The sequence below is a fragment of the Mesorhizobium sp. C277A genome (assembly GCF_040324395.1).
Taxonomy (GTDB): domain Bacteria; phylum Pseudomonadota; class Alphaproteobacteria; order Rhizobiales; family Rhizobiaceae; genus Mesorhizobium.
Genome location: NZ_JAMYVW010000002.1, coordinates 5,074,516 through 5,101,272, shown reverse-complemented (window position 1 = coordinate 5,101,272; position 26,757 = coordinate 5,074,516). Strand labels below are relative to the sequence as shown.

Genomic DNA, 26,757 nt, shown 5'->3' with positions numbered 1-26,757 from the left:
CCCCTTGCGGGGGAGATGCCCGGCAGGGCAGAGGGGGGTGCCTCGTGACTCCCTCCGCGATTCTGGAATCGGCACTTTACGTCACTGATTTGCCGGCTGCCGAGACCTTCTACTCCGATGTCCTCGGCCTCCCTCTCCTCGGCAAGGTCGACGGCCGCCATCTCTTCTTCCGCTGCGGCCCGGGCGTGCTGCTGGTCTTCAATGCCGAAGCCACCAAAATCCCGCCGGCGCCCGATGCGCGGCTGAAAGTGCCGCCACATGGCACGGTCGGCGAGGGCCATCTCTGCTTTGCCGCAAGTGCGGATGAGCTCGCACAGTGGAAGGCGCAACTTGAGGCGAAAAACATCGCCATCGAAAGCGAATTCGAATGGCCGCAGGGCGGGCGTTCGATCTACATACGCGACCCCTCGGGCAATTCGATCGAATTCGCCGAGCCAAGGATCTGGGGCCTTTGATGCATTCTCTCGATGGAAAGAAGATCGTCGTTGCCAGTCACAATGAGGGCAAGCTGCGCGAATTCGCCGACTTGATGGGTCCGTTCGGCTTCGAGGCGAAGTCGGCCAAGGACTACGGCCTGCCGGAACCGGAGGAGACCGGCACCACCTTCGAGGAAAACGCCTACATCAAGGCCTTCGCCGCGGCTAAGGCGACCGGCTTGCCGGCGCTGTCGGACGATTCGGGCCTGTGCGTCGACGCGCTCGACGGCGCTCCCGGCGTCTACACCGCCAATTGGGCCGAAGCTCCCGACGGCAGCCGCGACTTCGGCATCGCCATGCAGCGCACCGAAGTGGCCTTGCAGGAGGTCGGCGCCGCCGAGCCAGCGCAGCGCAAGGGGCGGTTCGTCGCCGTCATCTGCCTGGCCTTCCCCGATGGCGAGGCTGAATATTATCGCGGCGAGGCTGAGGGAACGCTGGTGTGGCCGCCGCGCGGCGAACTGGGCTTCGGCTACGACCCGGTGTTTTTGCCCGACGGTTTCGACAAGACGTTCGGCGAGATGAGCGCTGAGGAAAAACACGGCTGGAAGCCCGGTCAGCCGACGGCGCTGTCGCACCGCGCCCGCGCCTTCCAGAAATTCGCCCGCGCCAGGTTAGGCTCAGCTTAATGTCGCTGGACCGCAGCCCGGGCTTCGGGGTCTACATCCATTGGCCGTTCTGCGCCGCCAAATGCCCGTATTGCGACTTCAACAGCCATGTCCGTCACCAGCCGGTCGACCAGGAGCGCTTTGCCCGCGCCTTCGAGAACGAGCTGAAGACCATGAGCGAGCGGACCGGGCCGCGCGAAGTGACCAGTATCTTTCTCGGCGGCGGCACACCGTCGCTGATGCAGCCGCAGACGGTGGCGGCGGTGCTGGACGCCGTGGCGAAGAACTGGACGGTGCCCGACGGCATCGAGGTGACGCTGGAAGCCAATCCGTCCTCGGTCGAGGCCGAGCGATTTCGCGGCTACCGCGCCGCCGGCGTCAACCGTGTGTCGCTCGGCGTGCAGGCGCTGAACGACAAGGATCTGCGCTTCCTCGGCCGGCTGCACAATGTCGACGAGGCGCTGCATGCAATTGGCCTGGCACGGGACATATTCCCAAGACTTTCCTTCGACCTGATCTACGCCCGCCCCGGCCAGACGCTGGATGACTGGCAGGCGGAGCTCGAACAGGCGATCGGCCATGCCGCCGACCATCTGTCGCTCTACCAGCTGACCATCGAGGAAGGCACGCCGTTCCATGCCCTTCATGCGGCGAACAAATTCATCATCCCCGATAATGACCGGGCCGCCGATCTCTATGCGCTGACGCAGGAGATCACCGCAGCGCATGGCCTGCCGGCCTATGAGATTTCCAACCACGCCAGGCCGGGCGCCGAGAGCCGGCACAATCTGACCTATTGGCGCTATGGCGAATATGTCGGCGTCGGACCGGGCGCGCATGGCCGCTTTATCGAGAACGGCCACCGCACCGTGACGATCGCCGAGCGGATGCCGGAGACCTGGGCCAATCTGGTGGAGGCCAGGGGCCATGGCGTCACCGGCGGCGAGATCCTGACGCGCTCCGAAGAGGCCGACGAGTTCCTGCTGATGGGGCTGAGGTTGGCCGAAGGCATCGACCTTTCCCGCTACGAGGCGTTTTCCGGGCGCGGCCTGTCGAGCGCCCGGCTGACCGTGCTGCAGGATGAGGGGCTGGTGGCGCCGATCGGCAATGCCAGGCTACGCGCCACGCCAGCCGGCATGATCGTGCTCGATGCCGTGGTGGCGGATTTGGCGCGGTGAGCCCACAGGGCAAATGGCCGGGCTGTTGGACGATTTATCGGCTTGAGCAAGGATGTTAGAAAGTCGACTTGTTGAACCGCTGGCGTGCCAGCGCCGCATCCGAGGTGACTCCTGCGATGACGTTCCTGATCCACGAGACCTTGATGACATTGAACACGGATGATGTGTTCGAGTTTGGATTGACCGAAATCTTGAGATCTCCAGAGCAAGACGACCTCTTTGAGGCTCAGGCGATTTTCATCAGGAACGCAACGGTCACATCGAAACTAAAATTGACCCACTTGAGCGAATTCAGCGTTGTCCTCAGTTTCATAACATATATTGGAAATAAGCTTCGCGGAATCGCCAAGGATGAGTTGCTCGAGTTTGATCTGAATGGACTCACATTTGATCAGTACATCCCTCTCAGCAAAAATCTGCGTAAGATCTGGGATGAGTAGTCGGTGAAGAACGTCCTGTTCGTCTGCAGCCAGAACCGCTTGCGCAGCCCGACCGCCGAGCAGGTGTTCTCCAAACGTAGGGATATCGAGGTCGAGTCGGCCGGCACCAATCACGATGCAGACACGCCGCTGACGCATGAACTGGTCGCCTGGGCCGACATCGTCTTCGTGATGGAAAAAGCGCACCGCACCAAGCTGCAGAAGAATTCAAGGAGAGCCTGAAGAAGGCCCGCGTCATCTGCCTCGACATCCCGGATGACTACGGATCCATGGATCCGGAGTTGATCGACCTTCTGAAGGCACGGGCTTCGCGATATCTCGATTGAACTATGGGGGCTTCGCAACCACGCGTTCGTCATCCTCGAGTCTGCGCCGCGTCGCTTCGCTCCTTGCTCGCCCGTGATGACGAAGTGAGGGTGGTCCTCGCCAATCGCGAAGGTCAAGCGTCGTGCTTGAAGCGGCGCTTGCCGCGGTGTTTCTCGGCATGCGCCTCTCCGGTCCGGGCCGGCTTGGCGTCGCTCTTGTCCCGGCGGACGCTGTTCTGGTCGTTCATCGGATGCGGCGGCGCGCCTTCGCGGGCGCTCTTCGTTTCAAGACGGGTGATGAAGATATCGAAACGATTGGGCATCGTACGGTCAGTGCTCCGTCGTGCTGTCCGGTTTGTTGTCCGAAAGCCTGACATTCGTCGGCAAGGCGGTGGCCGCCCGACTGGTCAGGCCGGTGTCGCTCTCGGCGAGCGCACGCTTGCCCTTTGGCGCGGGCACGCGGTTGCGCCCGGCATAGTAGGGCTCGAAAACGTCCTGCAATTCCAGGCTGTCCATCCTGTCCTCCTCCTCAAGAGACTCAGGTATTCAATCCGCCAGCCACGCTTTCGTTCCCCACTGTGGCAAAGACATGGCCGCCGGGTTACATCGGCGTCAGGTTTGGCCCGACGTTCGGGGTTTTGCAACCCGGCACGCGCCATGCCAAACAGGGCGAAATGGAGAGACCCGGTGACCGGCGAGAAACGCAGCTATGTGATCGGGCAGACCGAGATCGCAGTCCGGCCGCTGGCGCCGGCGCTGTATCTGGTGGCGACGCCGATCGGCAATCTCTCCGACATCACGCTGCGCGCGCTGGAGACGCTGGCGGCCGCCGACGTCGTCGCCTGCGAGGACACCCGCGTCTCGCGCGTGCTGCTCGACCGCTACGGCATCCGCCGCCGCACCACGGCCTATCATGAACACAATGCCGGCGAGGCCGGACCGAAGCTGATCGCAGCACTCGAGGCCGGGCAGAGCGTGGCGCTGATTTCGGATGCCGGCACGCCGCTGATCTCCGACCCAGGCTACCGGCTGGTCGGCGAAGCGCTGGAGCGCGGCCTGCGCGTGGTGCCGATCCCCGGCCCATCGGCGCCGCTGGCGGCACTGACGGCGTCGGGACTGCCGTCCGACGCTTTCCTGTTCGCCGGATTTCTGCCGGTGAAATCAGGGCAGCGGCTGACAAAGCTCGAAACGTTCAGGGCGGTGCCGGCAACGCTGATCTTCTTCGAGTCGCCACGCCGGCTGGCCGATACGCTGGCCGCCATGGTCGAGGCGTTGGGCGGCGCGCGCAAGGCCGCCATCGGCCGCGAGCTGACCAAGACTTTTGAAGAGATGCGGACGGGAACGCTGCAGGCGCTGGCCGACCACTATGCGGCGGCTGACACGCCGAAGGGCGAGATCGTCATCTGCGTCGGGCCCGCCGAGATCAAGCCCGACCAACCCGCCGACATCGACAGGCTGCTGCTGTCGCTGGCCGCCGAAATGCCGGCGTCCAAGGCGGCGGCGGAGGCGGCGAAGATGACTGGCGGGCAGAAGCAGGCGCTTTACCGGCGGCTGCTGGAACTCAGGGATGCGGTTGGAGAAGGCGAAGGTGGCTGAGCGCCCGGCCGCCAGCCGCCAAAAAGCCTATCGGCGCGGCCATCGCGGCGAGTGGCTGGCGGCAGCGGCGCTGATGCTGAAAGGTTACAGCATCCTCGCCCGCCGGCATCGCACCCGCTTCGGCGAGATCGACCTGATCGCCAGGCGCGGCGACCTGGTGCTGTTCGTCGAGGTCAAGGCGCGGCGCACGCTGATGGAAGCGATGGAGGCGATCGGCCACGAATCGGAGCGCCGCATCGAGGGCGCCGCCGACATCTGGCTGTCGCGGCAGCCGGACTACGGCAGATTGTCGATGCGCTTCGACATGATCGCGGTGCTGCCCTGGCGCTGGCCGGTGCATGTCGAGAACGCGTTTTTTGGGAGGAGTTAGCGGCCTTTACCCTCCCCCTTGCGGGGAGGGTCGGTGAGCAAGCGACGCGACGCGTCGTTGGCGAAACGGGGCGGGGGTGTGGCGCCGACCCCCACCCCGATCCGCTTTGCGGATCGACTGACCGGGGCGAGCCGCCTGTCTCGCCCGTCCTTCGGACCCCCACAAGGGGGAGGGTAAAGCTCACCCCCAGATCATCAACGCCACCAGCCCGACGCCACCCACGACCAGGCGCCACCAGCCGAACAGCGAATAGCCGTTGCGCGAGACGTAATCGAGCAGGAAGCGCACGACGATCAGCGCGGTAACGAAGGCGGCGACGAAGCCGATAGCGATGATCGGCAGATCGGCGCTGCTCAGCACGTTGCGGTTCTTGAACAGATCGAAGGCGAAGGCGCCGACCATGGTCGGGATGGCGAGGAAGAAGGAGAATTCCGCCGCCGCGCGCTTGTCGACGCCCAGCAGCAGCGCGCCGACGATGGTCGAACCGGAGCGCGACGTCCCGGGGATCAGCGACAGGCACTGGAACAGGCCGATTTGCAAATAAAGCCTTGTCGGGAAGCGCTCGACGTCGCGGTAGACCGGCTGCAGCTTCATGCGGTCGACGACCAGCAGCACGACGCCGCCGATGATCAGCATGATGCAGATCAGCCTTGGCGATTCGAACAGCACCGTCTTGATGAAATCATGCGCCAGCGCGCCGATGATGGCGGCCGGCAGGAAGGCAATCAGGATGCCGAGGACGAAATGCCGCGTCAGCCGGTCATGCGGCAGGTCGAGCAGCATCTGCCACAGACGGCGGAAATAGACGCTGAGGATCGCCAGGATGGCGCCGAGCTGAATCAGGATCTCAAAAGCCTTGCCGGTGGAATGGAAGCCGAGGAAATGGCCGGCGAGCAGGATATGGCCGGTCGAGGAGACCGGGATGAACTCGGTCAGCCCCTCCAGCAGGCCGAGCAGCAGGGCTTCGACGATGGTGTGGCTATCCATGGCAACCTCGGCATTCAAGGGACGGAAGGAAACGGCTGGCAAAAGGGCTTGCTTGTCACGGCGCGGAAGTCCCCCTATAGGTCGCAGCACCGTGACGGCCGCATGACGGGCCGCCAAGACTTACCGGTGCGGACGGCGATTCGCCAGTGCGCCTTAATATCGCGGAATCATGCTGACGCTTTTCCATCACCCGATGTTCGCCACCTGCCGCTTCGTGCGCCTCGCCTTCGGCGAGTATGGCGAGGAGCTGGCGCTGATCGAGGAAAAACCGTGGACGCGGCGCAAGGAGTTTTTGGCGCTGAACCCGGCCGGCACCTTGCCTATCCTGCTGGCCGAAGGCGACGTGCCGATCGTCGGCGCCATGGTGATCGCTGAATATCTCGACGAAACACGTGGTGTCCTGAAGCGCGACAAGCGCCTGTTTGCGGAAGACCCGATGCAGCGCGCCGAAATCCGCCGCCTGACCGACTGGTATCTCAACAAGGCCGAGAGCGAAGTGACCCGGCATCTGGTGCGCGAGCGCGTGCTGAAGCCGGTGATGCCGGAAACGGCGGGCGGCGGTTCCCCCGATTCGGCGGCGATCCGCGCGGCGCGCGCCAACATTCGCCAGCACATGAAGTACACCAACTGGCTGGCCGGCACCCGTCATTGGCTGGCCGGCAGCAAGGTCACCTATGCCGACCTGGCGGCGGCCGCGACGCTGTCGGTGCTGGATTATCTCGGCGAGATCGATTGGCGCGAGCATGCCGCGGCGCGCGAATGGTACACGCGGGTGAAATCGCGGCCGTCGTTCCGGCCGCTGCTCACCGACCGAGTGCGCGGCCTGTCGCCGGTGTCGCATTATGCGGACCTCGACTTCTAGAAGCCAAACCCTGCGCGCGCTGATCGACGCCGAGGCGCGGCGCGCCGGCTTCGATGCGGTTGCCGTCACCACGCCCGATGCGATCCCGCTGGCGCCGGCCAGATTGGCCGAATTCATCGCCGATGGTTTTCACGGTTCGATGGCGTGGATTGCGGAGACGCTCCAACGCCGCAGCGAGCCTTCGACGCTGTGGCCCGAGGTGCGCTCGATCATCGTGCTGGCAATGAATTATGGCCCCGACCACGATCCGCGTGCGCTGCAGGCAAGGCGCGACCGCGGCGCGATCTCGGTCTATGCGCAAAACCGCGACTATCACGAGGTGATGAAGGGCCGGCTGAAGGAGATCGCCGGCAAGATCGTCGCGCGGGCCGGCGGCGACGTAAAGGTTTTCGTCGATACGGCGCCGGTTATGGAAAAGCCGCTGGCTGAGGCCGCCGGGCTCGGCTGGCAAGGCAAGCATACCAATCTGGTCAGCCGCGAGCACGGCTCCTGGCTGTTTCTCGGCACCATCTTCACCACGGCTGAGCTCACGCCCGATGCGACCGAGGTAGACCATTGCGGTTCCTGCCGCGCCTGTCTCGACGCCTGCCCGACCGATGCCTTTCCGGCGCCCTATCGGCTCGATGCCAGGCGCTGCATCTCCTACCTGACCATCGAGAACAAGGGGCCGATCCCGCAAGAATTCCGCGAAAAGATCGGCAACCGCATCTATGGCTGCGACGATTGTCTCGCCGCCTGCCCGTGGAACAAGTTTGCCCGCGCCGCTTCGGAAGCCAAGCTTGCTGCCCGCGACGAACTGCGCGAGCCGCCGCTGGGCGAGCTGTTGCAGCTGGACGACACGGCGTTCCGGTCTTTCTTCTCGGGCTCGCCGATCAAACGCGTCGGCCGCGACCGCTTTGTCCGCAACGTGCTGACCGCCGCCGGCAATTCCGGCGATGTTTCGCTGGCCGGCCCGGTGCGCGCCCTCCTTGGCGACGCCTCGCCGCTGGTGCGCGGCGCGGCGATCTGGGCGCTGGCGCGGCTGGTGCCGGCCGCCGAATTCAACAGGCAGGCGGCGATCTACTCGAACACTGAAACCGACACGACAGTGCGGGGCGAATGGCTGTCCGTATTGCCAATTGAGGCGCACGCATGAGCGAAAAACAGGTTTTTATCTTTGGCGCCGGCTATTCGGGCAAAGCCTTTGCACGGGCCAATGCGGGCTGGCACGGTTTGCGCACTACGAATACCCCCACCCCTAACCCCTCCCCACAAGGGGGAGGGGAACTCGCGGAAGCGCCTACCTTCGCAGACCCAGCGACTGGGATCGGTAAGAGCGCGCGGCAGCGTTCCCTCCCCCTTGTGGGGAGGGGTAGTGTGGGCGCCCCTCTTCACAAGAATCTCATTTTTGGCACCACGCGCTCATTGGAAAAATTCGACGCGCTGCGGCAGGTCGGCATCGCGCCGCTGCTGTTCGACGGCGCCCTGACCCCTGAAATCGGCGATGCGCTGGAAAAGACCACCCATCTCGTCGTCTCGGTGGCACCGGAGGAGGCCGGCGACCCTGTGCTTCTCGCCGCGCGCAAGGCGATCGAGGCGATGCCGGCGCTTCGCTGGATCGGCTATCTCTCGACCGTCGGCGTCTATGGCAATTATGACGGTGCCTGGGTCGATGAAACGGCCGAATGCCGGCCGGTGTCGAAACGCTCGTCGATGCGAGTGGCGGCCGAGCGGGGCTGGCTGCAGCTTGGACTCGAGACCGGCAAGCCGGTGGCCATCCTGCGGCTTTCCGGCATTTACGGGCCGGGTCGCAACGCGCTGGTCAATCTGGAAAACGGCACGGCCAGGCGGCTGGTCAAGCCCGACCAGGTGTTCAACCGCATCCATTGCGACGACATCGCCGGCGCGCTCTGGCACCTCATCGGTGGCAATAGAGGCGGCATTTTCAACATCACCGATGACGAGCCGGCGCCGCCGCAGGATGTCGTCACCTATGCCGCTTCGCTGATGGGCGTCGAGCCGCCGCCGGAGATTCCTTTCGAGACCGCCCAACTTTCGCCCATGGCGCGGTCCTTCTATGGCGAGAACAAGCGCGTCGCCAACGCCGCGATCAAGGCAGCGGGCTACCGGTTCCGCTATCCGGACTACCGCCAGGCGTTCGATCGGATGTGGGCCGACGGCAGCTGGCGCGACGGCGAGCCGCGCAGCCCGATGAAGGTAGATAATCGAAACGCGAGCCCGAGGGTGATATGATTCGATTGTGTTGCGGACTTTTGCAGTGGGGTTCATGACGATTTCGATGCGATCCTTGACCGGCAGACGGCCGTTCCTGACGGCGGCGCTGGCGATCGTGGCGCTGGCCGGGCTGGTGGCGGGCGCAATCACGGCCGAGCCACGGGCAAAAGACCTGTTCGGCGCCAAGAAGCTGCCGGCGGTGGCTGCGGCGCAATCCTTCGGCTTCTATTCAAAGGGCTGCTTCACTGGCGGCGTCGCCATTCCGATGGACGGCCAGAACTGGGAGGTGATGCGTCCCTCGCGCAACCGGCGCTGGGGTCATCCAACGATGATTGCGCTGATCGAGAAACTGTCGCGCGATGCCGCCGCCGACGGCTGGCCGGGGCTTCTGATCGGCGACATTTCGCAGCCGCGCGGCGGGCCGATGCTGACCGGGCACGCCTCGCACCAGATCGGCCTCGACGCCGACATCTGGCTGACGCCAATGCCCGACCGCAAGCTCACCACCCAGGAGCGCGAAAACATCAGCGCCACGCTGATGGTCGACGACAAGACGCATCTGGTGAAGGACAGGCTGTGGAAGCCGATGCATACCAAGCTGTTGAAGCGCGCGGCGAGCTATCCGGAAGTCGAGCGCATCCTGGTCAATCCTGGGATCAAGAAGAAGCTGTGCGACACCGTCACCGGCGACCGTACCTGGCTGAGAAAAATCCGGCCGTTCTGGGGCCATGACTATCATTTCCACATCCGCATCGGCTGCCAGCCGGGTTCGCCCAACTGCAAGGGACAGGAAGCGACGCCCGACGATGACGGCTGCGGCAAGCCGCTGGCCTGGTGGTTTACCGAGGAGCCGTGGCGCCCCAACAAGAACCCGGATGCGCCCAAGGCGCGCGACCTGATGACGATGGCGAACCTGCCGAAACAATGCCAGTTCGTGCTTGACCAGCCCGACGCGGACTCGGCGGAAGCCGTCACCTATCGCGGCGGCGGCGTGCCGATCGCCGCCAGGGCGCCGGAACCCGACGCGCCTCCGCCTATTGCGGGCAATGCGGGCGGCTTGCCAAACGCAGCCAACGCCTTCACCGCCACGCCGGAGATCGGCATTCCCCTGCCAAGGCGACGGCCGCCGGCAAACGTCGGACAGTGATGGCGAACTGACGCTTTCCCTTTCCGGGGCCATGCGCTAGTCAATCGATTGAACACCGGGCGATTGAACACCGGGCGATTGAACACCGGGCGATTGAAAAACCGGGCGATTGAAAAACCGGGCGATTGAAACGGTCGCAACGGCGCCGCAAAGGGGACGAGCAAGAGCATGTCAGGCGACGACGACACCGCGTTGCGGTTTCCAGTGCTGATCGGCGACATCGGCGGCACCAATGCGCGCTTTTCGATCGTGCTCGACGCAAATTCGGAAGCCGGTGAGCCGCATATCGTGCAAACCGCCAATTTCGCCACCATAGACGAGGCGATCCAGGCGGCGGTGCTCGACCGGTCGTCCATCCGGCCGAATTCGGCAGTGCTGGCGATCGCCGGACCAGTCGATGGCGACGAGATCCCGCTTACCAACTGTCCCTGGGTGGTGAAGCCGAAGCAGATGTTTGCCAATCTGGGCCTGGGCGACATCGTCGTGCTCAACGATTTCGAGGCGCAGGCGCTGGCCGTCGTGGCGCTCGGCGAAGAGCACATGGAAAAGATCGGCGGCGGCACGCCGGAGGAGAATGCCGGGCGTGTCGTGCTCGGTCCCGGCACCGGCCTCGGCGTCGCCGGGTTGGTTCATGCCCTCCACCACTGGATACCGGTGCCTGGCGAAGGCGGCCACATGGATATCGGTCCGCGGACGCCGCGCGATTTCGAGGTGTTCCCGCATATCGAAAAGCTGGACGGCCGCATTTCGGGCGAGCAGATCCTGTGCGGGCGCGGTCTGGTCAATGTCTACCGGGCGGTCGCCAAGGCCGACGGCAAGCCGGCGCCGTTCACCACGCCGGCCGAAATCACCGGGGCGGCCCTGGCCAAGACCGATGCGGTCGCCGAGGAAGCGCTGGCGCTGTTCGTCACCTGCCTCGGCCGCACCGCCGGCGACCTCGCGCTGGTGTTCATGAGCCGCGGCGGCGTGTTCTTGACCGGCGGCATCGCGCAAAAGATCGTGCCCGCGCTGAAGGAAGGCAATTTCCGCGCCGCCTTCGAGGACAAGGCGCCGCACAGCGCGCTGATGGCCTCGATGCCGGTCTATGTCATCACCCACCCGCTGGCAGCGCTTCTGGGCCTTGCCGCCTATGCCCGCAACCCGTCGCTGTTCGGCGTCCAGACCGCGGGGCGGCGCTGGCGCACGTAATCCATTTCGTCCCGAACATGGGTCTGTTCCTGGAAATGGCTGCAGCTTTCGTGACCCTGACCTCGAGCCGCGACGAAGTTTCGCCATAGGCAAGCCGTAGCCGGGGCGCTAAGAGGGGGCCGAATTCCAGCCTGGCATCCCTAGATGCCGGTTGATTTCAGATCGAATCGACCTGAAATCATCCGGCTCTAAATCAAAGAGATAGAGCATGATGTCGTCCGAAAACCGCTTCACACTTCTCGGCATCATGCTCTAGCAAACCACGAAGCGCCCGAGATTTGACCGCTCAAAGTCCACTCAAACTGAAAGTCCAGCCAGCTGAGGTCACTGCGGTGCTGCGCCGCATCCTGGCCGAAAACGGTAGTGAATATCGCTGGACCTATGTCGTTGCCGTCGGCTGCCTGCTGATTGTTTCCGCCACCACCGCCTTCACGGCGTGGATCATGGCCCCGATGATCAACGAGATCTTCTACGAACGACGCGGCGACATGATCGTCTGGATCTGCGCCGGGTTCATGGCCGCCTCCGTGCTGCGCGGCTTCGCCGGTTACGGCCAGGCGGTCGCGTTGGCCAAGATCGGCAACAATCTGGTCGCCCGCTACCAGAAGCGCAGCTTCGACCACCTGATGAAGCTCGGCGTCGACTTCTTCAACGATACGCGTTCCGGTCGGCTGGCGGCACAGGTCAACGAGAATGTCGGCGGCGTTCGCGATCTGCTGTCGCTGACGCTGACCTCCATCAGCCGCGACGCGGTCTCGCTGATCGCCCTCGTTGGCGTCATGATCTACCAGGATCCGGTGTTGTCGCTCAGCTCGCTGCTGATCGGGCCGCCGCTGATCTGGGCCGTCGTCTACATCACCCGCCGATTGCGGCGCATCAACCGGGAGTCGGTGCTGATCAACTCGCGGCTGAACGGGTCCGTACAGGAGGCCACGCAAGGCATCGCCATCGTCAAGGCCTTCACCCTGGAAGCCGAGCTGGCGCGCCGGATCGGCATCATGGCCGATACGGCCGAGCAGCGTAACAACAAGATCGCCCGGGTCGCGGAGCGGCTGTCGCCGATTTCCGAGATTTTGGGCGGTCTCGCCATTACCTCCGTCCTTGCCTATTCCGGCTACCGGGCGCTGGTGCTCGGACAACCACCAGGCGCTGTGTTTTCCTTCATCACCGCGCTGATCATGGCCTACGACCCGGCACGGCGCCTGGCTCGTACGCAGGTCGGTATGGAACGTGCCCTGGTCAACGCCCGGATGATTTACGAGCTGCTCGACCTGGAGCCTAAACAGGGCGATGCGCCCGACGCGGTCGAAGCCAGGATCACCACCGGCGAGGTTCGCTTCGACAATGTGACGTTCGGCTACAGCGCCGACATGCCGGTGATCAGGAACCTGAGTTTCACCGCCGCGGCCGGCAAGGTTACGGCGGTGGTCGGGGCCTCGGGCGCCGGCAAGACGACGCTCGTGGCGCTGCTGCAGCGCTTCTACGATGTCGACAAGGGTTCGATCGAGATCGATGGCCAGGACATTTCCAAAGTCACCAAGCACTCGCTGCGCGGCTCGATCGCCTATGTCTCGCAGGCGCCCTATCTGTTCGAAGGCAGCATACGCGACAACATCCGTTTTGGCCGACTTTCGGCGACCGACGCCGAGATCGAGCGGGCGGCGGTGCTGGCGGCGGCCGACGAGTTCATCCGTCAGCAGCCGCAGGGTTACGACACGCCCGTCGGCGAGGGCGGCTCGACACTTTCCGGCGGCCAGCGCCAGCGCGTCTCGATTGCGCGGGCGATCGTGCGCAACGCGCCGATCCTTTTGCTGGACGAAGCGACCTCGGCGCTCGACAACGAGGCCGAGGCGCGCGTCCAGGAGGCGTTGACCCATGTGATGGAAGGGCGCACCACCATCGTGATAGCGCATCGCCTGTCGACGGTCGTCAACGCCGACCACATTATCGTGCTTGAAGAGGGGCGCCTGGTCGAGGAAGGCACCCATGCCGCACTGATGGCCGATCCAAACAGTGTCTACGCCCGCTTCCACCGCATTCAAGGCAAGAACGGACTGGGGCTTGTCGACGACTCGAAGCCCGTCCAAACTCCGGTCCGGCGCAGCCGCGCCAAGAAGGCGGTGGGGAGAACAGCATGAGCGAATCCGGCGCAATGGGCCTGGTGGTGGTGGGGGCGGCCGGCCGCATGGGCCAGACGCTGATCCGCGCCATCCATTCGATCCCCGGCGCCCGCGTCGTCGGCGCGGTCGAACGAACCGAATCGCCCTATCTCGGCAGGGATGCGGGCGAGCTTGCCGGCATCGGCATCATCAATGTGACGATCGGCGACGATCCGCTGCCGGTGTTCGCCAAGGCCGACGGCGTGCTCGATTTCACCATGCCGGCAGCCACCGTCGAATTCGCAGGCTATGCCGCGCAGGCACGCATTGCCCATGTCATCGGCACCACCGGCTGCTCGGCGGAAGACGACGCCAGGATCGAGGCCGCGGCGCGCCACGCGACGATCGTCAAATCCGGCAATATGAGCCTCGGCGTCAATCTTCTGGCGGTGCTGGTCGAGCAGGCCGCGCGCGCGCTCGGTCCAGAGGATTTCGACATCGAGATCCTCGAAATGCATCACAAGCACAAGGTCGACGCGCCCTCGGGCACCGCCTTGCTGCTCGGCGAAGCGGCGGCGGCGGGACGCGGCATTTCCCTTGCCGGCAAAGATGTGCGGTCACGCGACGGCCATACCGGCGTGCGCAAGCCAGGAACCATCGGCTTTGCCAGCTTGCGCGGCGGCTCGGTGGTCGGCGACCACAGCGTCATCCTGGCCGGAACCGGCGAGCGCATCACGCTGTCGCACCATGCCGAGGACCGCGCCATCTTTGCCCGCGGCGCGGTCAAGGCCGCGCTCTGGGCGCGCGGTAAAAAGCCCGGACTTTATTCCATGCGGGACGTGCTCGGCTTGAGCTAAACTATCCATAATTTTGAAGGAGCAAACATGTCGGGAACTCTCGTGCTCGTGCGCCACGGCCAGAGCGAATGGAACCTGAAGAACCTGTTCACCGGCTGGCGCGATGTCGACCTTACCGAGCAGGGCCACAAGGAGGCCAAGGAAGCCGGCCAGAAGCTCAAGGCACGCGGCTTGAAATTCGACATTGCCTTCACCTCGGCGCTGATCCGGGCGCAGAAGACCTGCCAGCACATTCTCGACGCGGTCGGCCAGAGCGATTTGAAGACGATCCGCGACCAGGCGCTGAACGAGCGCGACTATGGCGATCTCTCCGGCCTCAACAAGGACGACGCGCGCCAGAAGTGGGGCGAGAAGCAGGTGCACATCTGGCGCCGCTCCTACGACGTGCCGCCGCCCGGCGGCGAAAGCCTGAAGGACACCGGCGCCCGCGTCTGGCCCTATTACCTGCACGACATGCAGTCGCATGTTCTGAAAGGCGGCACCGTGCTGGTCGCCGCGCATGGCAATTCGCTGCGCGCGCTGATCATGGCGCTGGACGGCAAGAGCGGCGAGGAGATCGTCAAGCTCGAGCTCGGCACCGGCGTGCCGGTGATCTACAAGCTCAACGCCGATTCCACTGTGGCGTCGAAGGACGTGCTGGAGGGGTGAGGTTTTCGGCCAGCGCATTCGCCAAGTCGGCGCTGCCCCTCATTGCCCTGCCGGGCAGTTCTCCCGGTATAGTGACGGGGAGAAAGGGCTGGCCGCAGCCTCGGCGCTCTTCTTGTGACGCAGGTGACCGGCGAAAATCATCGATGAGAGCGCCCCTCTCCCCGTCACTGTACGGGGAGAGGATGCCGGCAGGCAGGTGAGGGGCGGCGCTGACCCCCGGGAAACTAAGCCGGCAGGCAGAGGCCCTCGAAAAAGCGCGTTGACACATATCGTTTGCCCGCTTACATGAGCCCGCACCAGCCCAGATGGCGGAATTGGTAGACGCGCACGGTTCAGGTCCGTGTTCCGCAAGGAGTGGAGGTTCGAGTCCTCTTCTGGGCACCAAATTCCCGTTTCGGATAAGTCCGAAATGATTTTGACGCGAAGCAAAAAAGCCCGGTTCCCGGGCTTTTTTGCTGATGGATGACAGATAGTCCAGCGGAGGGTCAATGCGGCGGGCGAACCGCTTTCATTGCTTCTTCTTCGAGTGTCTGGAGCTTCTCCCGAATCTCCTCCGGCTCGGCATGCTCCAAGCCGACGACATCGTTTCTGGTCTCATTCAGCGAAACGACAATCTCATCAAGCTTGGCGTGAATGGCGGCCGTGTCGCGGTAACCCTGGATCAGCACAACGCCGGTGATCACGATGGCCGCTACCGACAATGCGTAGGTGACCACATTGGTCAGGCCGAATGGCACCAACGCAGTACAGAGCAGCATGGCTACAAGAAGGACATAGAAGCCCGGTGGCCGGGATAGAAAGTCGCCCATCACAAACAGGAAGCGATTCATATCCAGGCCGCGGTCAAAAATGCCACGAGTGCGGTGACGGCTACGCAAATTGGAATTGCCGCGAGTAAGGCAGCTTCCAGGACCCAAGTTTCCTTGTCGCTAAACATCAGACATCCTCCCGTTGAGAAAAGGCTGCCCGTAGACTTTCACAGGGCAGCCACAGCCCGCCGCTCCAGACCGGAGCGGCGGGCTCGCGCGTTATTCGATGATCTGCACGACCTTGCGCGTGTCGGGATCGACGAGAACCGCATGATCTCCGACAACCGTATACTTGTAGCGGACATCCGGAACGTCGATTGCGTGGAGCTCGACAGTGTCTGGAAGTGCCGTGCCGACATTGAGTTCGACGCCGAGCAAACTGACTGAGGCCAGCTTCTGCTTATGGATATATTCGCGAATGACCGTCTGTTGTTCGGGCTTGAGAACAATAACATCCTCGGCAAACGAGGTTCCGATGCCCGCCATAAGGACGAGGGCGCCGGCGGCGCTGACGAAATATCTGGTCATGGGAATTTCCTTTCATAGGTCAGTTTGAAGGCGTGGATACGACCAGATCAGCCGCCACTCGCAGGGGCTGGGGCAGGTGCCGCAGGCTTTGCGGGTACAGCCGGAGCTTCCACCTTTGGCGCTTCAACCTTGACGTTGATATCCTTGCCGCCGTCGCCGCGGATATTGATGACGCCGGTAAAAATAAGCAATACTACGACTGCAATAAGTGCAAGAACAACGGCAATCGCAGTGCCGCCACCACCACCAGAATTAACAACAGTTGGGCCGTCGGCCATGTGTTCCTCTCCTGTTTTATTTAGTTGCATTTGGGAAACGCCTGCCCCGCTTGAACGTTCCGCCTCGGGACTTGGGTCTTAGCTGATATCCGACTTTGGTCTGGTTCGCCGCGGACTGAAGTCACAGGAACAATCTGGCTGATCTCAAGTTCGGTCTCTCGGCGAACAGGCGTGGTGCCGTCGCCGGATTACGCGAGGAGAAAACCATGAAAATCCACTTTGCAAGTGCCGCTGCAGGCTTGTTGCTTTTGGCTGGGGTCGGCGCCGCCGCAGCTCAGGATGTCGTCATCACACCGGAGCAGGATACGGTCGTCCGCGAATACGTAAAAAAGCAGCCGCTGGCTTCGGTGAAGATCCCGGGCGTGGAGCTGAACGTCGGCAGTGCCTTGCCTGATACGGTCGAGCTGCACGAAGTTCCCAACGTCAAATACCGCTACGTCGTGGTCGACAACCGCACCGTCCTGGTCGATCCCAGCACCCGGAAAATTGTGAAGGTCTACGACTGATCGAATAGCTGCCGCCCGCCGCCGGCCATGGCGGCGGGCAGCGGATTTCACATTGCGCTCCAGGATGATCGAAGATGATCGATGACGTCGAGACATCGCCAGCCCTTGATACCCGCTTGGGTTCTCTCAGGGCGAGAATGCGCGATGCGCGCATAACAGAGGCCGACATGAAGACCTTTCAGAAAGTCGCATCCATCATGGTTGGCGGCAGTGGCCGCATTAGTGGCGATGACCTGATTGCAGCGTCGTTCGTCCTCGAGGACCAGCCGGAAGGCTTGTGAGGCGGAGTACTCACGTGTGCAGGCTCCCGCAACGCTGATCCCAAGTGTTCTGGTGCTGAACACATTCCTGCTACGGGCCGGCGTCGAAGGCGTGCCCGCTGGCGAGGTCGCGTCGTGCTCAAGCATCGTCCAGAACACCATGTCGCCGCATGTGACGATACTCGGCCATGCTAGCCGATGCGGGCGCCATAGAAAATCACCGCGGCCGGCAGAACCGGGCAGGCCGGTCCAGAGCGTCGCCACGCCTATGGTCAGAAATGTCACCGAGGCCAGTTTGGTGCAGATCGGATGATGGTAGCGAGCGATCGCCATATCGACCGTACGGGCGCCGGCTGGGAAGGACCCACCAGCGCGCCAAGGCCGACCGCCGCGCCCAGCGTGGTCGGCGCGCTGTTTGCCCTGCAACGCGGGGCTATGCGGCGTGCTCGCACAAGTTAGCTCCAACTTGAGGCACGGCGTGAAGTCTCGGTGCTTGCCCCGCGATGGCGAGGTACGAAGTCAAAGGCGGTCAATGTGATTAGCGATCTACAGTCGATTTCAGCCGCCTTCGGATGATAGCGCCGCAATCACGAGATTTGTCGATAATAATCGATATTAGGCTGTATTCGCGACTATTCGATCGCTCTTCCATAGTGGGCGATAGATAAAATTGGAAATGACATCCCAGATCTGAGGAGATCAAGGCCTTGGGGCCGGCATCAGCATGATTGAACCGCAGCCACCGCACGTTGACAGTGATCATCAGGCGGATCTGGTTTGGTAGGAAGTCTTAATATGTCTCGCCTATGGTCCAACTTTGACTTGGGAGCGTGACGTTCGACAGACATATCGCCGCAGGTTACATTTCCCAGTCAGACAGCGCTCCGCACTCGAATGGATGTCTCTGAATGCCGGGCCTCACGCCTTCACGACCGCACCCGAGAACCTTGGGATGGATGGGCACGACAGCGCTCGCCATGGGTGGCAGCAATCAAAGCCTGTTTCTGATTGCCGCCCTTTTTGTCGGCCAGGGGAATATTCCCGGTCAAGGAAGCGCTGCGGTTCCTTTGCTCGTTGTTGGTCTGCTTCTAAGCTGGGCCGCCGCGCCTGCGTGGACCGAATTGGTTCTCATGTGGCCAAACCGCGTCGGCGGTATCTCTGCAGCGTGCGCCGAAGCCTTCAGACCTTACAGTCCCGTTCTCTCGGCTCTGACGGGCACCTGCTATTGGTGGGGTTGGGTGCCGACCTGCGGACTGACAGCGGTTCTTTCAGCGTCTGCAATCCAGCAATGGTACCTGCCGGGCCTCCCCGTGGAGGCGGTCGCCTGCGGGCTTATCGCATTCTTTACGACGGTGAACCTGTGTGGAATCAAGTGGGTGGTCCAACTGGCGATCCCGATCGCCACGGCCTCCGCGACGCTTGCGTTTCTCTCATCCCTCGTACCGGTCATCAGTGGCTCGGTCGACTGGCGGCAGGCGACGGATTTTGCCCTGACCAGCCCGTTTACCGGCCTGTTCGGCGACATCACGTCGGTGATGGCGGGACTGTATCTGATCGGGTTTGCCGCACCGGCATTTGAGGCTGCAGCCTGCCATGTTGGCGAAACCATCGATCCCAACCGCAACATTCCTCTGGCGATGTGGGCCAGCGCCGCAATGGCCGGCGTCTATTTCCTGGTCCTGCCGGTTGTCTGGCTGGGTGTGCTCGGACCGGAGCCGCTCGGCACCGACCTCGCCATAGCTCTCGGGCCCACCTTTGCGCCCTTGTTGGGGAGTTTCGGCAAGGCGGCCGCCATCTGGCTCATCATGCTGAACATGTTCCATGGAACGTTGCAGCCATTGGCAGGCGCCGCGCGGACCCTTGCGCAGCTGAGCGAAGACGGCCTGCTGCCGAGCTTCCTGGCCAGGCGCACCTCAACAGATTGTCCCTGGGCGGCAACGCTGCTCACAGCTGCCGCGGCAATCGGCTTCATGCTGTGCGGATATCCGCTCTGGATGATCGCCGCGGCCAATTTTACGTACCTGATCAGCATCTGCATGCCAAACATCGCAGTCTGGCTCTTGCGCCGTGACAGTCCCGAAGCCGAGCGACCCTTCCGGGCTCCCAGGGGAACGATCATCCTTGGCGTAGGCGCGGCTGCAATATGGCTGTTGACCGCCATACTGGGATTTCAGCAATTTGGCCTTCCTACCGTCCTGTTTGGTCTGGCTTTGGCATATTCGGGTGCTGCGCTCTACGCCTGGCGCACGATGGAGGATCGATACGCACTCGGTCTACCCTTGCTGCCACATACGCTTCACCTGAAGCTTACCGGAGCCATGCTTTTTGTGCTCGTGCTTGACGGTGCCGGCTATTTCCTGGCGATCGGCAGCGTTCCCCAAGGCGACACTTCATTGGTCGCCGCGCTGGAGGACATTTTTGTCGTTGTCGCGCTGCTGACCATCAGCGTTGGCCTGATCTTGCCGGGAATGATCACCCATTCGGCGACAGAGGTGAGCAACGCGGCAAAGCGTCTGACATCCGGAACGCTGAAGGATTTCTCTCTTGCCATGGTCGCCCTGGGGCGGGGAGACCTCGCTGCGGCGCATGCCTCCGTGAATATCATGCCGGTTACAGTAAACTCTCGTGACGAACTTGGAGAGATGGCCGAAAGCTTCAACCTGCTCCAGGACAAGGTGAGGGAAGCCGCCCACGGCCTGGACGACGCGCGCGAGAACATGAACGTAGCGCGCACCGAACTGATGGCACGGCACGAGGAAATCGCGCATCTCGCGCACCACGATCCGCTTACCGGCCTGGCGAACCGGGCCGCGCTTGCAGCACACCTGGCCACGACGCTCGAGCGAACAAAAGCAACGCACGCCAGCTTTGCCGTCTTCAGCATCGACCTTGACCATTTTAAAGAGGCGAACGACGTTTTCGGGCACGCCGCCGGCGACGATCTGCTTTGCACCATTTCCCGGCGTCTCCAAACCGCGGCGCCTGAGGCGTTTATCGCGCGCATGGGCGGCGACGAATTCACGGTTGTCCTGGCCATGGATGACCGGTCTGCAGGTGCCAAGGAAGTCGCGGACCGTCTGTTCGAATCGGCGGCAGGCAAATTCGAAATCCGGGGCCAGCACATTTCGATCGGGGTGAGCATCGGGGCGGCGATCTATCCGAAAGACGGAGAGAATGCAGCGGCGCTGATGGCAAATGCCGACGCAGCGCTCTACCGGGCCAAGGCGGACGGTCGTCGAATGGTGCAATTCTTCGATCCTGAGATGGATAAGCGGCTAAGAGAGCGCTACGCCTTGCAGCGAGATTTGCGCTCTGCGGTCGCCCATGGCGAACTTGTGCTTCATTATCAGCCGCAAGCCAGGATGGACGGCGAAATCTTCGGCTTCGAGGCACTCGCCCGATGGCACCATCCAAAGCATGGGCTCATCTCCCCAAACGCGTTTGTCTCGCTTGCCGAACAGGATGGCACGATCGTTGAGATAGGTGAATGGACGCTCAGGCAGGCGTGCAGAGACGCGGCCTCCTGGCCCTCACCGCTGCAGATCGCCGTCAACCTCTCTCCCGTGCAATTCCGTTTCGGGGACCTGGTAGGCCTCGTTCATTCTATCCTCTACGAGACCGGCCTTGCTCCGGGGCGGCTGGAACTGGAAATCACGGAAGGGGTTCTCATCCGCGACCGGGCAACTGCCTTGTCGGTTTTGCGGAGGTTGAAGGCGTTGGGCGTCAGGGTCTCGATGGATGATTTTGGCACCGGGTATGCCTCGCTGTCCTCGCTGCAGGCGTTTCCATTCGACAAGATCAAGATCGATCGCAGTTTTGTTTCGGGTGTCGGTTCGAATGTCCAATCGGCCGCCATCGTGCGCACGATACTCAGCCTGGGGAATGCGCTGGCCTTGCCTGTCATCGCGGAGGGTGTCGAAACAGAGGACGAGCGTGCCTTCCTGATGAAGGAAGGATGTCCCGAAATCCAAGGATATCTGGTGGGGCGCCCGCATCCGATAGCGCTCTACAAAGATGTGACGAATGGGATTTCGCCAGGATCTGCCTTCGGGGAGCCCAAGGATACTACCGCACCTCAGGCGCTTGGCGTAACGCGATAGCCCGGCGCCGACCGTCTGCGCGCTGCTCTTGCAGCATACTGGTGAGCGAGGACTGCTGGCGGTACTGCTCGGGCTCGCCCTTATAAAGGTCGCACTTGTCGGCGCACTGTTTGCCTTGCAGCGCGGGGCCATGTGAGGCATCCGCACGAGTTGGTGCGGGAACCAACCTGCCCTCCCGGCCAGGCGCTTAACAAACCACTTCAAACCCGGCCGTCTCGGCGCTACGCTCGCACCTATGGCCCCACCCACCCAGCCGATCACCGTCACCCGCCGCGACCAGATGTTTCCCATCCTGGGCGACGCCGATATCGAGCGCATGCGCCGGTTCGGCGAGGCGAGTTCCTATGCCGCCGGCGAGCATATCGTCACCGCCGGCACCGTAGCGCCGGGGCTGATCGTCATCCTGTCGGGCACGGTCGATATCACCCAGGATGTCAGGCCTGGCCGGCGCGAGACCATCGTCACTCATGGTCCCGGCAATTTCATCGGCGAGCTGGCGCAGCTTTCCAGCCGGCCGTCGCTGGTCAATGCGGAGGCGGCCGAGCCGGTCGAGGCCTTCGTCATCCCCTCGCAGCGGCTGCGCGACCTGATGGTGCAGGAGGCAAGCCTTGGCGAGCGGATCATGCGGGCGCTGATCCTGCGCCGCGTCGGGCTTCTGGAAAGCGGCTCGAGCGGGCCGGTCGTCATCGGCCCGGCCGGCAATGGCGACACGCTGCGGCTGCAGGGATTTCTGCGCCGCAGCGGCCAGCCGCACCGCGCGCTCGATTCCGACAGCGACCCGTGCGCCAAGACGCTGATTGAGCATTTTCATGTTGACCCGCACCATCTGCCGATCGTGCTCTGCCCCAACGGCAAGCTGATGCACAATCCCGGCGAAACCGAACTTGCCCGCTGCATCGGCCTGCTGCGGCCGATCGATCCCGACATGGTCTATGACGTCGCCATTGTCGGCGCCGGGCCGGCGGGGCTGGCGGCCGCGGTCTATGCGGCATCCGAAGGGCTGTCGACCATCGTGCTCGATTGCCGCGCCTTCGGCGGCCAGGCCGGCGCCTCCGCGCGCATCGAGAACTATCTGGGTTTCCCCACCGGCATTTCCGGCATGGCGCTGATGGCGCGCGCCTACAACCAGGCGCAGAAATTCGGCGTCGAAATAGTCATCCCCGACGAGGCCAAGCTGCTCGGTGCAGCAGGCGAGGGCTACACGCTTACCGTCGGCGACGGTGAAAGCCTGCGCGCACGCACGGTGGTGATCGCCAGCGGCGCCCGCTACCGCCGCCTCGACATCGCCAAGCTGGCCGAGTTCGAGGGCACGTCGGTGCATTACTGGGCCTCGCCGATCGAAGCGCGGCTATGCGTGGGGCAAGAAGTGGCGCTGGTCGGCGCCGGCAATTCGGCGGGGCAGGCGGCCGTCTATCTCGCCAGCCAGGTGCGCAAGGTGACTATGCTGGCGCGCCGCGGCGGCCTCAGGGAAACCATGTCGCGCTATCTGGTCGAGCGTATCGAGGCGCAACCCAACATCGAGGTGCTTGGCGAGACCGAGATCGAGGCGCTGGAAGGCGAAGGCGGCAATCTCACCCAGTTGCGTTGGCGCAACCCCGGCGGCGTCGAGACGCGGCCGATCCAGCATCTCTTCCTGTTCATCGGCGCCGACCCCAACACCGATTGGCTGGCTGGGTGCGATATCGCGCTCGACGCCAGGGGCTTCGTGCGCACCGGCGCCGACATAGGGGCGGGCCAGATGGAGACCAGCCGCAGCGGCGTGTTCGCCATCGGCGACGTGCGCGCAGGCTCGGTCAAGCGGGTCGCCGCCGCCGTCGGCGAAGGCGCCCAGGTGGTGGCTGCCTTGCACGCCTATCTCGCGCGACCCGACGCAGCAGCGCCCGAACTGGCCAGGAGAGCATAATGGATGAATGCAAACACACGCGCGACATCAAGACGGTGACGCCGAGCGCGCTCGGTTGCGAGGAGTGCCTGAAGAGCGGCTCCATGTGGGTGCATCTCAGGCTGTGCCGTACCTGCGGCCATGTCGGCTGCTGCGACGACTCGCCCAACCGCCACGCCACCAAGCATTTCCACGCCACCAAGCACCCTATCATCGAAGGCTACGACCCGCCGGAAGGCTGGGCCTGGTGCTTTGTCGACGAGGCGTTCATCGACCTGGAAGGCGACGTGACGCCGCAGAACGGCCCGATCCCGAAGTTTTTCTGAGGCGGCCGTTCCCGGGCAGGCAAGCCGACGGCCGTGCCGCTATTTCACCGAGCCCGTAACCGTGCGGTCGAGGGCGTCGGAACTGTGGTCGTTGCCGGCAAGAGCGGCAATGATCAGAAGGCTGGCGACGACCGGGACAAACAGGATGGCCACGCGGGCCTGCACATAAAAAATGGCGCGCCATTCGCTGCGCTTTTCCGGGTTGTTGTCCATCACACTCACTCTCGCCATGCCTCCCTGGCGGGACATAGCGGCGAAGGGTTAAGCAAAGGCTGCTGAATGTGTTAACGCGCGGCGGATTGGGATTTAATCTCGAAGGTCAGCGCCGCCCCTCATTGTCATCGGTACGCATCCGGTACGCCTACCCCCGCAGCGCCTGGTCCAGGTCGGCGATCAGATCATCGCCATCCTCTATCCCCGCCGACAACCGCACCAGCGAATCCGAAATGCCGATTTCCGCGCGCTTTTCGGCCGGGATCGAGCCGTGGGTCATCAGCGCCGGGTGTTCGATCAGGCTTTCGACGCCGCCGAGGCTTTCAGCCAGTGTGAACAGTTGCGTCCGTTCCAGGAAGCGTTTGGTGCCGGCGAGGTCGCGGTCGAGGTCGACCGAGATCATGCCGCCGAAGGCATGCATCTGTTGGACGGCGATGGCGTGCTGCGGATGGCTGGCCAGGCCGGGATAGACGACGCGGCGCACATCTTTTCGCGCCTCCAGCCACTGCGCAATCTTCAGGCCGTTCGTGGAATGCCGCTCCATCCTGAGCGCCAGTGTCTTGATGCCGCGCAGCGCGAGAAAACTGTCGAAGGGACCGGAGATGGCTCCGATGGCGTTCTGCAGGAATTTCAGCTGGGCGGCGAGGTCCTTGTTGTCGCCGACGATGGCGACGCCGCCGACCATGTCGGAATGGCCGTTGAGATATTTCGTCGTCGAGTGCACGACGATGTCGATGCCGAGTTCCAGCGGCCGCTGGATGTAGGGGCTGCAGAACGTGTTGTCGGCGACCGTCAATACGCCCTTGCGCCTGGCGAGTGCCGCAACGCCTTCGAGGTCGACGATGCGCAGGAGCGGATTGGTCGGGGTTTCAACCCAGAGCAGTTTTGTCTCCGGACGGATCGCTGCTTCCACCGCCGCCAGATCAGTGAAGTCCACAAAACTCACCTGCAGATTGGCCGAGCGCTTGCGCACCCGCTCCATCAGCCGGAACGAGCCGCCATAGATGTCGTCGGTTGCAACGATATGGGCGCCGCTGTCGAGCAGCTCGAGCACGGTCGAGATCGCCGCCAGGCCGGAAGCGAATGCAAAGGCGGCCGAGCCGCTTTCGAGATCGGCCACCCCGCGCTCGAAGGCGAAGCGGGTCGGGTTCTGGCTGCGGGCGTACTCAAACCCCTTGTGCACGCCGGGCGACTGCTGGCCATAGGTCGAAGTCGCGTAGATCGGCACCATCACCGCGCCGGTCAGCGGGTCATGGCTCTGGCCGCCATGGATGGTGCGCGTGGAAAAAGCCAGGCGGTTCTTGCCCGACGGGGATGTTTCAGCAGTCATCGTGCGCGCCTCAAATGGTTGATCAGGTCGATACGGGTTATCAGGCCGACGAACTCGTCGCCATCGAAGATGATGGCGACCTCGTTGCGGTCGAACACCGGCAGCAGCGCATCCAGCGTCTGGCCGGCCTGCAGCGTGTGCAGATTGGAGGTCATGGCGGTGCGCACCGGAGCGTTGAAGCGGTCCCAGCGGCCGTCATAGGGGCCGTCGACCTTGGCCAATATATCGCCCTCATCGATAATGCCGACCAGCTTGCCATTGTCCAGCACCGGCAGCTGCGAGACATCGGAGCGGCGCATGCGGCCATAGGCGTTGAGCAGGCTTTCGTCGGGGCCGACATAAACGGTGTCGCCGGTGCGGTGCGAGCGCATGACGAGGTCGCGCAGATCGCCATGCTGTTCCTGTTCGGCCAGCCCCTGCTCGGCCAGCCAGAAATCGTCGAACACCTTGGACAGATATTTGTTGCCGCTGTCGCAGACGAAGGTGACGACGCGTTTTGCTGTCGTCTGCTCGCGGCAATAGCGAAGCGCGGCCGACAGCAGCGTGCCGGAAGACGAGCCGGCGAGAATGCCTTCCTTCGAAAGCAGGTCCCGCACGGCCAGCATGCTCTGCTTGTCTGGGATGGAATAGGCTTTCCTGACCAGCGACAGATCGGCATTGGGCGGCACAAAATCCTCGCCGATGCCTTCGACGGTCCAGCTGCCGGCCTCTTCCATCTTGCCGGTCTTGATCAGCGGCGCCAGCACCGATCCGACGGGATCGGCCAGCACCATTTCGGTCTTCGGCGATGTTCTGGCGAAGTAGCGGCCAAGCCCGGTCAGCGTACCGCCGGAGCCGACGCCGACGACCACGGCGTCGAGGTCGCCATCGAGCTGGGCAAGGATTTCCGGTCCGGTGGTGGTCTCATGCGCCTCGGGGTTGGCCGGGTTGGCGAACTGGTTGGCGTAGAAGGCGCCGGGCGTTTCCGATGCGATCTTCTCGGCCATGTCCTGGTAATATTCGGCATGGCCCTTGCCGACATCGGAGCGGGTCATGCGCACTTCGGCGCCGAGCGCGCGCAGATGCTGGATCTTTTCGCGCGACATCTTGTCGGGCACGACGAGGATGATGCGGTAGCCCTTGGGGATGCCGACCTGGGCGAGGCCGAGACCGGTATTCCCAGCGGTCGCCTCGACGATGGTGCCGCCGCGCTTCAGCTTGCCTTCCTTCTCGGCCGCCGCAATCATCGACAGCGCAATGCGGTCCTTGATCGAACCGCCGGGATTCTGGCTTTCAAGCTTGATGAACAGCCGGCACTTGCCGGTGTCGAATTTGGTCAGTTCGACCACCGGCGTCTGGCCGATGAGGTCGAGCACCGAGGCGTAGGGCGGACGCAGGCGGGATAACGCGCCGTCCGAACTGCCTGGCGCAGCTTTTCCGTGCTCGCTCATATCGATGTGCTCCCTTGAACAAGCGACCGCCTCGGGGGCAGAGCGGCAGCGTAGCTTCTTTTCCGGCCGTTTGCAGTCGGAAAGAAGGTAGATCGTGCCAATCAACCGGCGAGAGGGGGAATG

At 63.5% G+C, this 26,757-nt stretch carries 28 protein-coding genes, 1 tRNA gene and 1 pseudogene; 21 read left to right on the top strand and 9 right to left on the bottom strand.

Translation table 11 applies throughout. The features are described 5' to 3' along the window. Nucleotides 1-44: 44 nt before the first annotated feature. From NKK52_RS25160 to NKK52_RS25140, 5 genes and pseudogenes are all read left to right on the top strand, one after another. Entirely contained in the window at nt 45-455 is a 411-nt protein-coding gene (locus NKK52_RS25160) for a VOC family protein (protein ID WP_023681232.1), read from the top strand. Continuing rightward, the gene (gene rdgB / locus NKK52_RS25155; RefSeq protein ID WP_023681231.1) at nt 455-1,102 is read left to right on the top strand and encodes an RdgB/HAM1 family non-canonical purine NTP pyrophosphatase; all 648 of its coding nucleotides are present in this window, start codon (nt 455-457) and stop codon (nt 1,100-1,102) included. The genes NKK52_RS25160 and rdgB overlap by 1 nt, the downstream gene beginning before the upstream one ends. Continuing rightward, a complete protein-coding gene (hemW, locus tag NKK52_RS25150; protein ID WP_023681230.1) occupies nt 1,102-2,259 on the top strand; it encodes a radical SAM family heme chaperone HemW in 1,158 nt (385 codons plus the stop codon). Before rdgB ends, hemW begins: the two co-directional genes overlap by 1 nt. Before the next feature lie 71 nt (nt 2,260-2,330). Further along, nucleotides 2,331-2,699: a hypothetical protein gene (locus tag NKK52_RS25145; RefSeq protein WP_155923877.1), complete on the top strand. Its 369-nt coding sequence runs from the start codon at nt 2,331-2,333 to the stop codon at nt 2,697-2,699. A gap of 3 nt (nt 2,700-2,702) precedes the next feature. Continuing rightward, nucleotides 2,703-3,025: pseudogene (locus NKK52_RS25140) on the top strand (low molecular weight protein tyrosine phosphatase family protein). 113 nt (nt 3,026-3,138) lie between these two features. On the opposite strand, the gene NKK52_RS25135 reads toward NKK52_RS25140, so the two are convergent. Together NKK52_RS25135 and NKK52_RS25130 are read right to left on the bottom strand one after the other, a co-directional pair. Next, entirely contained in the window at nt 3,139-3,327 is a 189-nt protein-coding gene (locus NKK52_RS25135) for a hypothetical protein (protein WP_023672058.1), read from the bottom strand. 7 nt (nt 3,328-3,334) lie between these two features. Next, complete coding sequence (locus NKK52_RS25130) at nt 3,335-3,520, bottom strand: hypothetical protein (protein ID WP_023681229.1); 186 nt, start codon at nt 3,518-3,520, stop codon at nt 3,335-3,337. Nucleotides 3,521-3,691: 171 nt separating this feature from the next. Here NKK52_RS25130 and rsmI point away from each other — a divergent pair, with 171 nt between their 5' ends. Continuing rightward, the gene (gene rsmI / locus NKK52_RS25125) at nt 3,692-4,600 is read left to right on the top strand and encodes a 16S rRNA (cytidine(1402)-2'-O)-methyltransferase (protein WP_023681228.1); all 909 of its coding nucleotides are present in this window, start codon (nt 3,692-3,694) and stop codon (nt 4,598-4,600) included. Further along, entirely contained in the window at nt 4,593-4,970 is a 378-nt protein-coding gene (locus NKK52_RS25120; RefSeq protein WP_023681227.1) for a YraN family protein, read from the top strand. Before rsmI ends, NKK52_RS25120 begins: the two co-directional genes overlap by 8 nt. 180 nt (nt 4,971-5,150) lie before the next feature. Here the strand turns inward: NKK52_RS25120 and NKK52_RS25115 are convergent, their stop codons facing one another. Beyond that, on the bottom strand, nt 5,151-5,957 hold the full coding sequence (locus tag NKK52_RS25115) for an undecaprenyl-diphosphate phosphatase (RefSeq protein ID WP_023681226.1): 807 nt from the start codon (nt 5,955-5,957) through the stop codon (nt 5,151-5,153). A 169-nt stretch (nt 5,958-6,126) separates the two neighbouring features. Here NKK52_RS25115 and NKK52_RS25110 point away from each other — a divergent pair, with 169 nt between their 5' ends. The 9 genes from NKK52_RS25110 (at nt 6,127) to NKK52_RS25070 (ending at nt 15,356) form a co-directional block, all read left to right on the top strand. Then, nucleotides 6,127-6,819, top strand: a complete 693-nt coding sequence (locus NKK52_RS25110) for a glutathione S-transferase family protein (protein WP_023681225.1) — start codon at nt 6,127-6,129, stop codon at nt 6,817-6,819. Beyond that, complete coding sequence (gene queG / locus NKK52_RS25105; RefSeq protein WP_023681224.1) at nt 6,800-7,954, top strand: tRNA epoxyqueuosine(34) reductase QueG; 1,155 nt, start codon at nt 6,800-6,802, stop codon at nt 7,952-7,954. Before NKK52_RS25110 ends, queG begins: the two co-directional genes overlap by 20 nt. Then, nucleotides 7,951-9,051, top strand: coding sequence for an SDR family oxidoreductase (locus NKK52_RS25100; RefSeq protein WP_023672065.1), 1,101 nt, complete (start codon nt 7,951-7,953; stop codon nt 9,049-9,051). The genes queG and NKK52_RS25100 overlap by 4 nt, the downstream gene beginning before the upstream one ends. A 46-nt stretch (nt 9,052-9,097) precedes the next feature. Continuing rightward, the gene (gene mepA / locus NKK52_RS25095) at nt 9,098-10,180 is read left to right on the top strand and encodes a penicillin-insensitive murein endopeptidase (RefSeq protein WP_460221917.1); all 1,083 of its coding nucleotides are present in this window, start codon (nt 9,098-9,100) and stop codon (nt 10,178-10,180) included. Between the two features lie 168 nt (nt 10,181-10,348). After that, complete coding sequence (locus NKK52_RS25090; protein WP_023681222.1) at nt 10,349-11,368, top strand: glucokinase; 1,020 nt, start codon at nt 10,349-10,351, stop codon at nt 11,366-11,368. A 278-nt stretch (nt 11,369-11,646) separates the two neighbouring features. Then, nucleotides 11,647-13,506: an ABC transporter ATP-binding protein gene (locus tag NKK52_RS25085; protein ID WP_023681221.1), complete on the top strand. Its 1,860-nt coding sequence runs from the start codon at nt 11,647-11,649 to the stop codon at nt 13,504-13,506. Next, a complete protein-coding gene (gene dapB, locus NKK52_RS25080; RefSeq protein ID WP_023681220.1) occupies nt 13,503-14,324 on the top strand; it encodes a 4-hydroxy-tetrahydrodipicolinate reductase in 822 nt (273 codons plus the stop codon). The genes NKK52_RS25085 and dapB overlap by 4 nt, the downstream gene beginning before the upstream one ends. A gap of 27 nt (nt 14,325-14,351) precedes the next feature. Then, on the top strand, nt 14,352-14,972 hold the full coding sequence (locus NKK52_RS25075; RefSeq protein WP_023681219.1) for a 2,3-bisphosphoglycerate-dependent phosphoglycerate mutase: 621 nt from the start codon (nt 14,352-14,354) through the stop codon (nt 14,970-14,972). Nucleotides 14,973-15,271: 299 nt separating this feature from the next. Continuing rightward, nucleotides 15,272-15,356 (top strand) — tRNA-Leu (locus tag NKK52_RS25070). 101 nt (nt 15,357-15,457) lie between these two features. Here NKK52_RS25070 and NKK52_RS25065 read toward each other — a convergent pair. The 3 genes from NKK52_RS25065 to NKK52_RS25055 form a co-directional block, all read right to left on the bottom strand. Beyond that, nucleotides 15,458-15,802: a low affinity iron permease family protein gene (locus tag NKK52_RS25065; RefSeq protein WP_023681218.1), complete on the bottom strand. Its 345-nt coding sequence runs from the start codon at nt 15,800-15,802 to the stop codon at nt 15,458-15,460. 198 nt (nt 15,803-16,000) lie between these two features. Beyond that, nucleotides 16,001-16,309 carry a DUF1236 domain-containing protein gene (locus NKK52_RS25060; protein ID WP_023681217.1) on the bottom strand — a complete coding sequence of 103 codons (309 nt, stop codon included), beginning with the start codon at nt 16,307-16,309 and terminating at the stop codon, nt 16,001-16,003. A gap of 47 nt (nt 16,310-16,356) precedes the next feature. Further along, nucleotides 16,357-16,617 carry a hypothetical protein gene (locus tag NKK52_RS25055; RefSeq protein ID WP_245263031.1) on the bottom strand — a complete coding sequence of 87 codons (261 nt, stop codon included), beginning with the start codon at nt 16,615-16,617 and terminating at the stop codon, nt 16,357-16,359. Nucleotides 16,618-16,793: 176 nt separating this feature from the next. Here NKK52_RS25055 and NKK52_RS25050 point away from each other — a divergent pair, with 176 nt between their 5' ends. From NKK52_RS25050 to NKK52_RS25030, 5 genes are all read left to right on the top strand, one after another. Then, nucleotides 16,794-17,093: a DUF1236 domain-containing protein gene (locus NKK52_RS25050; protein WP_023681215.1), complete on the top strand. Its 300-nt coding sequence runs from the start codon at nt 16,794-16,796 to the stop codon at nt 17,091-17,093. Between the two features lie 74 nt (nt 17,094-17,167). Beyond that, on the top strand, nt 17,168-17,374 hold the full coding sequence (locus NKK52_RS25045) for a hypothetical protein (RefSeq protein WP_023681214.1): 207 nt from the start codon (nt 17,168-17,170) through the stop codon (nt 17,372-17,374). A gap of 887 nt (nt 17,375-18,261) precedes the next feature. Further along, nucleotides 18,262-21,453: an amino acid permease gene (locus NKK52_RS25040; RefSeq protein WP_084633788.1), complete on the top strand. Its 3,192-nt coding sequence runs from the start codon at nt 18,262-18,264 to the stop codon at nt 21,451-21,453. 235 nt (nt 21,454-21,688) lie between these two features. After that, nucleotides 21,689-23,356: an FAD-dependent oxidoreductase gene (locus NKK52_RS25035; RefSeq protein WP_023681212.1), complete on the top strand. Its 1,668-nt coding sequence runs from the start codon at nt 21,689-21,691 to the stop codon at nt 23,354-23,356. Beyond that, entirely contained in the window at nt 23,356-23,661 is a 306-nt protein-coding gene (locus tag NKK52_RS25030; protein ID WP_023672079.1) for a UBP-type zinc finger domain-containing protein, read from the top strand. The genes NKK52_RS25035 and NKK52_RS25030 overlap by 1 nt, the downstream gene beginning before the upstream one ends. Before the next feature lie 39 nt (nt 23,662-23,700). Here the strand turns inward: NKK52_RS25030 and NKK52_RS25025 are convergent, their stop codons facing one another. The 3 genes from NKK52_RS25025 to NKK52_RS25015 form a co-directional block, all read right to left on the bottom strand. Then, on the bottom strand, nt 23,701-23,892 hold the full coding sequence (locus tag NKK52_RS25025; RefSeq protein WP_196814852.1) for a hypothetical protein: 192 nt from the start codon (nt 23,890-23,892) through the stop codon (nt 23,701-23,703). A 130-nt stretch (nt 23,893-24,022) separates the two neighbouring features. Beyond that, entirely contained in the window at nt 24,023-25,204 is a 1,182-nt protein-coding gene (locus NKK52_RS25020; RefSeq protein WP_023681210.1) for a trans-sulfuration enzyme family protein, read from the bottom strand. After that, entirely contained in the window at nt 25,201-26,634 is a 1,434-nt protein-coding gene (locus tag NKK52_RS25015; protein WP_023681209.1) for a pyridoxal-phosphate dependent enzyme, read from the bottom strand. The genes NKK52_RS25020 and NKK52_RS25015 overlap by 4 nt, the downstream gene beginning before the upstream one ends. Nucleotides 26,635-26,757 lie beyond the last annotated feature (123 nt).

Excerpts from the sequence above, each read along its gene's own strand:
- rdgB (WP_023681231.1), top strand. The coding sequence starts at position 455 with ATGCATTCTCTCGATGGAAAGAAGATCGTCGTTGCCAGTCACAATGAG.
- hemW (WP_023681230.1), top strand. The coding sequence starts at position 1,102 with ATGTCGCTGGACCGCAGCCCGGGCTTCGGGGTCTACATCCATTGGCCG.
- NKK52_RS25135 (WP_023672058.1), bottom strand. The coding sequence starts at position 3,327 with ATGCCCAATCGTTTCGATATCTTCATCACCCGTCTTGAAACGAAGAGC.
- NKK52_RS25130 (WP_023681229.1), bottom strand. The coding sequence starts at position 3,520 with ATGGACAGCCTGGAATTGCAGGACGTTTTCGAGCCCTACTATGCCGGG.
- NKK52_RS25115 (WP_023681226.1), bottom strand. The coding sequence starts at position 5,957 with ATGGATAGCCACACCATCGTCGAAGCCCTGCTGCTCGGCCTGCTGGAG.
- NKK52_RS25110 (WP_023681225.1), top strand. The coding sequence starts at position 6,127 with ATGCTGACGCTTTTCCATCACCCGATGTTCGCCACCTGCCGCTTCGTG.
- queG (WP_023681224.1), top strand. The coding sequence starts at position 6,800 with ATGCGGACCTCGACTTCTAGAAGCCAAACCCTGCGCGCGCTGATCGAC.
- NKK52_RS25100 (WP_023672065.1), top strand. The coding sequence starts at position 7,951 with ATGAGCGAAAAACAGGTTTTTATCTTTGGCGCCGGCTATTCGGGCAAA.
- mepA (WP_460221917.1), top strand. The coding sequence starts at position 9,098 with ATGCGATCCTTGACCGGCAGACGGCCGTTCCTGACGGCGGCGCTGGCG.
- NKK52_RS25090 (WP_023681222.1), top strand. The coding sequence starts at position 10,349 with ATGTCAGGCGACGACGACACCGCGTTGCGGTTTCCAGTGCTGATCGGC.
- dapB (WP_023681220.1), top strand. The coding sequence starts at position 13,503 with ATGAGCGAATCCGGCGCAATGGGCCTGGTGGTGGTGGGGGCGGCCGGC.
- NKK52_RS25075 (WP_023681219.1), top strand. The coding sequence starts at position 14,352 with ATGTCGGGAACTCTCGTGCTCGTGCGCCACGGCCAGAGCGAATGGAAC.
- NKK52_RS25065 (WP_023681218.1), bottom strand. The coding sequence starts at position 15,802 with ATGAATCGCTTCCTGTTTGTGATGGGCGACTTTCTATCCCGGCCACCG.
- NKK52_RS25060 (WP_023681217.1), bottom strand. The coding sequence starts at position 16,309 with ATGACCAGATATTTCGTCAGCGCCGCCGGCGCCCTCGTCCTTATGGCG.
- NKK52_RS25055 (WP_245263031.1), bottom strand. The coding sequence starts at position 16,617 with ATGCAACTAAATAAAACAGGAGAGGAACACATGGCCGACGGCCCAACT.
- NKK52_RS25050 (WP_023681215.1), top strand. The coding sequence starts at position 16,794 with ATGAAAATCCACTTTGCAAGTGCCGCTGCAGGCTTGTTGCTTTTGGCT.
- NKK52_RS25045 (WP_023681214.1), top strand. The coding sequence starts at position 17,168 with ATGATCGATGACGTCGAGACATCGCCAGCCCTTGATACCCGCTTGGGT.
- NKK52_RS25040 (WP_084633788.1), top strand. The coding sequence starts at position 18,262 with ATGCCGGGCCTCACGCCTTCACGACCGCACCCGAGAACCTTGGGATGG.
- NKK52_RS25035 (WP_023681212.1), top strand. The coding sequence starts at position 21,689 with ATGGCCCCACCCACCCAGCCGATCACCGTCACCCGCCGCGACCAGATG.
- NKK52_RS25030 (WP_023672079.1), top strand. The coding sequence starts at position 23,356 with ATGGATGAATGCAAACACACGCGCGACATCAAGACGGTGACGCCGAGC.
- NKK52_RS25025 (WP_196814852.1), bottom strand. The coding sequence starts at position 23,892 with ATGGCGAGAGTGAGTGTGATGGACAACAACCCGGAAAAGCGCAGCGAA.
- NKK52_RS25020 (WP_023681210.1), bottom strand. The coding sequence starts at position 25,204 with ATGACTGCTGAAACATCCCCGTCGGGCAAGAACCGCCTGGCTTTTTCC.
- NKK52_RS25015 (WP_023681209.1), bottom strand. The coding sequence starts at position 26,634 with ATGAGCGAGCACGGAAAAGCTGCGCCAGGCAGTTCGGACGGCGCGTTA.